This is a genomic window from Geminicoccus flavidas (assembly GCF_009806515.1).
Taxonomy (GTDB): Bacteria; Pseudomonadota; Alphaproteobacteria; order Geminicoccales; family Geminicoccaceae; genus Geminicoccus; species Geminicoccus flavidus.
The window spans coordinates 1-4,400 of the sequence record NZ_WUJP01000141.1 but is presented as its reverse complement, the minus strand read 5'-3'; the positions used below and the strand labels follow the sequence as shown (position 1 = coordinate 4,400).

Annotated in this window: 3 protein-coding genes and 1 pseudogene; 2 read left to right on the top strand and 2 right to left on the bottom strand. The window is 68.9% G+C overall.

Annotated features, from left to right (window positions below; translation table 11 throughout):
- Positions 1-120: 120 nt before the first annotated feature.
- On the bottom strand, positions 121-804 hold the full coding sequence (locus tag EQG76_RS03815; protein ID WP_159710753.1) for a response regulator transcription factor: 684 nt from the start codon (positions 802-804) through the stop codon (positions 121-123).
- A 354-nt stretch (positions 805-1,158) separates the two neighbouring features.
- Between EQG76_RS03815 and EQG76_RS03810 the strand changes: the two genes are divergently transcribed.
- Together EQG76_RS03810 and EQG76_RS03805 are read left to right on the top strand one after the other, a co-directional pair.
- Entirely contained in the window at positions 1,159-2,646 is a 1,488-nt protein-coding gene (locus EQG76_RS03810; RefSeq protein WP_159710751.1) for a glycosyltransferase, read from the top strand.
- Between the two features lie 15 nt (positions 2,647-2,661).
- On the top strand, positions 2,662-3,702 hold the full coding sequence (locus EQG76_RS03805; RefSeq protein WP_159710749.1) for a PilZ domain-containing protein: 1,041 nt from the start codon (positions 2,662-2,664) through the stop codon (positions 3,700-3,702).
- A 60-nt stretch (positions 3,703-3,762) separates the two neighbouring features.
- Here EQG76_RS03805 and EQG76_RS03800 read toward each other — a convergent pair.
- Positions 3,763-4,400: pseudogene (locus tag EQG76_RS03800) on the bottom strand (hypothetical protein); the annotation flags it as partial.

Sequence of the window (4,400 nt, the reverse complement as noted above, 5' to 3'; positions counted from 1 at the left end):
TCGCCTGTGGTCCCGATGAACAGTGCCATGCCTGCCTCCTGACCTGAAGGTCAGCAGGCACTATACAACCATTGGCGACGGGATCGGCAGCCAGAAGCCGAAATGCGGGTCGATCAGAGTTCAGCGTGCCAGCCGGTATCCGCCAGCCTCTGTGACGATCAGGGACACCTGGCCCGGATTGGGCTCGACCTTCTGGCGGAGCCGGTAGATGTGGGTCTCGAGCGTGTGGGTGGTGACACCGGTATTGTAGCCCCAGACCTCGTCCAGCAGCACCTCGCGCGCGACCGGCCGGTCGCCGATCCGGTAGAGATACTTAAGGATCGCGGTTTCCTTCTCGGTCAGGTGGATGCGCTTCTGGCCCTGGGTCAGCATCTTGGCCGCGGGCTTGAAGGCATAGGGACCGATCTGGAAGACTGCGTCGTCGGACAGCTCGTGCTGACGCAGATGGGCGCGGATCCGCGCCATCAGCACCCACATCCGGAACGGCTTGGTCACGTAGTCGTTGGCGCCGCTTTCCAGCGCCAGCACCTCGTCGGCATCGCCGTCGCGGCCGGTCAGCATGATGACCGGGGCCTTCACCCCGTTCTTGCGCAGGAGCTTGCACAGGTCGCGGCCGTCCGTGTCCGGCAGGCCCACGTCCAGGATCACGAGGTCGAACTCCTCGCTCTTGACGAGGCCCAGCGCTTCCTTGCCGCTGCCGGCTTCCTGGACCCGGAAGCCCTCGTGCATGGTGAGCTGCTCGGCCAGCTCGCGGCGCAGGGCGGTGTCGTCGTCGACGATGAGGATCCGTTCGTTCTTCGCCATCGCCGGCCTGCCTGCTCAAAATGTTCTACCGGCGACCAAAGTAGGAGTGACGATCACGAAGCTCAAGTGATGTGCCGCTCACGGCCCCGTAAGCTTCCCGGCCGGGATGCTGCGCGTTCGTCATCCGCATGCGGGCCACAGCCATGACGAGAACCGCGCGGCACCGCCGCTTCTGCCTTCCACCGCCATGCCGCGCTCATTAGACAGGCGTCGAGGAGCCGGGGGGACATGGCGTTCCTGGCCCGCCTCACGGAAAGGACGGCGGCAAGGCATGGGGGAGATCTTGGCGGGCAGGACAGGCGGTCCGGGCAAGCCACTCCTGGTGCCTGGTGGCCCGGTTGCTCGCAGGGTGCCATGATCCTGCTGGCCCATTTTCTCCTGGTCGCGATCGCCGTCCTGCTCGTGCCGGAGAGTGCCGTGCGCGCAATCGGACACGAGATCCTGTTCCTGACCGGCGGGATCGGCGTGTGGCGCTATGGCTGGGGCCTGGTCCACGTGGTCCGCGGCCTCGTCTGGCGCCGGCTGGTGTTCCCCGACTTGCGGGCCCAAGCCGATGCCCTGGCGGCGCGGCCGGAGGCCGGCGGCAACGAGTTATTCCTGATCGTGACCAGCTACCGGATCGAGCTGGACACGACGCTTGCCTGCTGGCGCTCCGTGATCGCGGAGGCGGCTGCCTGGAACGGCCAGGTGACCCTGGTCGCCTCCATCGTCGAGCGGGCCGACGAGATCGCCATCCAGCGCCTGTTCGACCTGTCCGGCCTGCCGGATCGGGTGCGGCTCCTGGTGGTCCGGGTCAGCGGCGAGGGCAAGCGGCGGGCCCTCGGGATCGCCCTCCGCGGAGTGTCGCGGCGGGTACCGTCCGCAGGTGCGGTGGTGGGGGTCATGGACGGCGACACGGTGCTGCCGCCCGGCACGCTGGCCCGGACCGTGCCGTTCTTCGCCCTCGACCCGGCACTCGGCGGGATCACCACCGACGAGAAGCCGTTCACGGTCGGCGAGCGCTTTCCCTTCTCCTCCTGGCACCGGCTGCGCTTCGCCCGGCGCCACCAGACCATGAGCTCCCTGTCCCTGTCCGGCCGGGTGCTGGCGATGACCGGGCGTTTCTCCCTGTTCCCGGCTGAAATCGCGATCGAGCCGAACTTCATCGCCGCAGTCGAGAATGACGGGATGGACCACTGGCGGCTCGGCCGCATCCAGTTCCTGACCGGCGAGGACAAGTCGACCTGGTTCCACCTGCTGCGCACCGGGCGGCGGATGCTCTACGTGCCGGACGTCCAGGTCGCCACGATCGAGCATCCCCCGCCCGGCGGCTTCGTCCGCGCCTCGCGCAAGCTCGTGCTGCGCTGGTCGGGCAACATGCTGCGCTCCGGGGCCCGGGCGCTGGCGCTGGGGCCGGCCCGGGTCGGCCCGTTTTTGTGGTGGACGCTGCTCGACCAGCGCATCTCGATCTGGACGCCGCTCGTCGGCCCGATCGTGGCGCTGCTCCTGACCTTCACCCACACGCCCTGGGCGCTCTTGTTCTACCTGCTCTGGGTGATGTTCACCCGCTCCCTACAGACCCTGCTCCTGCTCACCACCCGCAACCGGGTGGAGGGAAGCTGGCCGCTCCTGCTCTGGTACGACCAGGTGGCGCTGGCCCTGGTCAAGGGCCGCGCCCTGTTCCGGTTGGACAGGCAGCGCTGGACCCGCCAGAACATCGCCAGCCGCGCGGTCGCCACCGGCTGGCGGGCCGTCCTGATCGAGGCGGGTGCCGTCTACTGCCAGCTCCTGGGCGTCCTGGCGCTCGTCGCCGTGCTCGCGCTCTGGACCGGGGTCCTGCCGTTGCCGCTCGAAGGACGTTGAATGTCGAACCAGGGCATGAATGAAGCAGGGGTGGTCCACGAGGCGGAGATCCATCGCCAGCATGTCCGGCTGAAGATCCCGATCCGCGCGGAGATCGCCGGGGAATGGTACCAGGTCGACGACTGGTCGCTGGGCGGGCTGGGGATCGATTCCGAGCCGCCCAAGCTGCGCGAAGGCGAGGTCTTCCCGGTCACCCTGGAGCTGCCGTTCGAGGACTTCGAGCTGACCATGCATCTGGAGGCGGAGCTGATCTACCGCCTCCCGGACCGGCCGCGTTTCGGCTGCCGCTTCACCGGCATGACCAAGGGCCAGATCAGCCTGTTCCGGCAGATCGTCGACCGCTACCTGACCGGCGAGATCGCCTCGCCCGGCGACGTGCTGGTGGCGCTCGGCCGAGAATCCTTCCAGCCGCCGCGCCAGCCAGCCCAGGCGGGGGGCGCCGGCAAGGGGCGCACGCTGCTGGGCTGGGCGATCATGGGCCTGGCCGGGCTGGCACTGGTGGCGATGCTCGGCTGGAGCGCCTACCAGCGCTTCTACCGAATCCAGGTGACCGATGCCCGGATCGAGGCACCGGTCTACCGGCTGAACGCGCCGGTAGCCGGCCGGCTGGAGCGCTTCCCAATCGGCGAGATCGTCGAGGTCGGCACGCCGATCGCCCGGGTGATCGGGGCGGTCGACCTCGCCGAGTACGAGCTGCGCTCGCCCTGCATCTGCACACTCGGCGAATGGAAGGTGGCGGATGGCGCGGGCATCGGTGCGGGGGCGACCGCCGCCCTGCTGATCTCTGCCGAGGAGCCGCTCAAGGTCACAGCGATGCTGCCGCTGGAGCAGGCCAGGGAGCTGGCGCCCGGCCTGCCGGTGCGCATCGACCTGCCGGGCGAGGCAGCACCACGCACGGGCCAGATCGAGCGGGTCGAGCTGAAGGCGCCGCTGGACGATCTGGCGGGCGGGCGCGGCCGGGTGCGCAGCGACGGAGCCGTGCCGGTCGTGATCCGGCCGGACGAGCCGCTGCCGTTCGACATGCTGGGCACGCCGGTCAGCGTCGACCTGCGCTAGCTCCCCGCGGTTGGCATCGGCCGTGCGGCCGGTGGCGGAGCCGTTCCAACTGCAGCCCTGCTACTCGACCACCGTGGGGCCGGGCAGGATCAGGTCGGCTGCGGTCATCCCGGTCACCCCATGCAGCGTCACCGAGGCCTTGCCCCAGTCCCAGGCGCCGGCGCCGGCACCCACGGCGACGGAATCGAGTATCTCGCTCGTGTGGATGACGGTGGACAGCTTGCGCACGCCATCGAGCGAGACGCTCGTCACGTCAACATGCCTGTCGCGATCGTCCAGGATGCCGTTACGGTTGGTGTCGAATGCCTCGAAGTCGTTGAGCCGCCACGTCACCGGGCGATGATCCGGCGGTGGCGCTATCGCGATCACTACGCCGATCACCAGCTTGTCCTCGCCACGGGTGAAGTCGGTGATGACGTCCTGGCCAGGCGGCCCTGCTCCCGGGTTCACGGGATCATCGAAGTAGAACAAATGGGAGAACGTGTCGCCTCTGGTTCCTCCGGTCATCCGGTCGTCGCCCATGTCGCCGCGCAGACTGTCCCTGCCCGAGCCGCCGCTGAGGATGTCGTCGCCGGCATTGCCTTGCAGGAGGTCGTCGCCGGCCTCGCCGTTCAGGTGATCGTCGCCGCTGCCCCCGAAGATCTGGTCACGGCCACGGCCGCCGCTGGCGAAGTTGGCCGACAAGTCCTTCTCCGAGT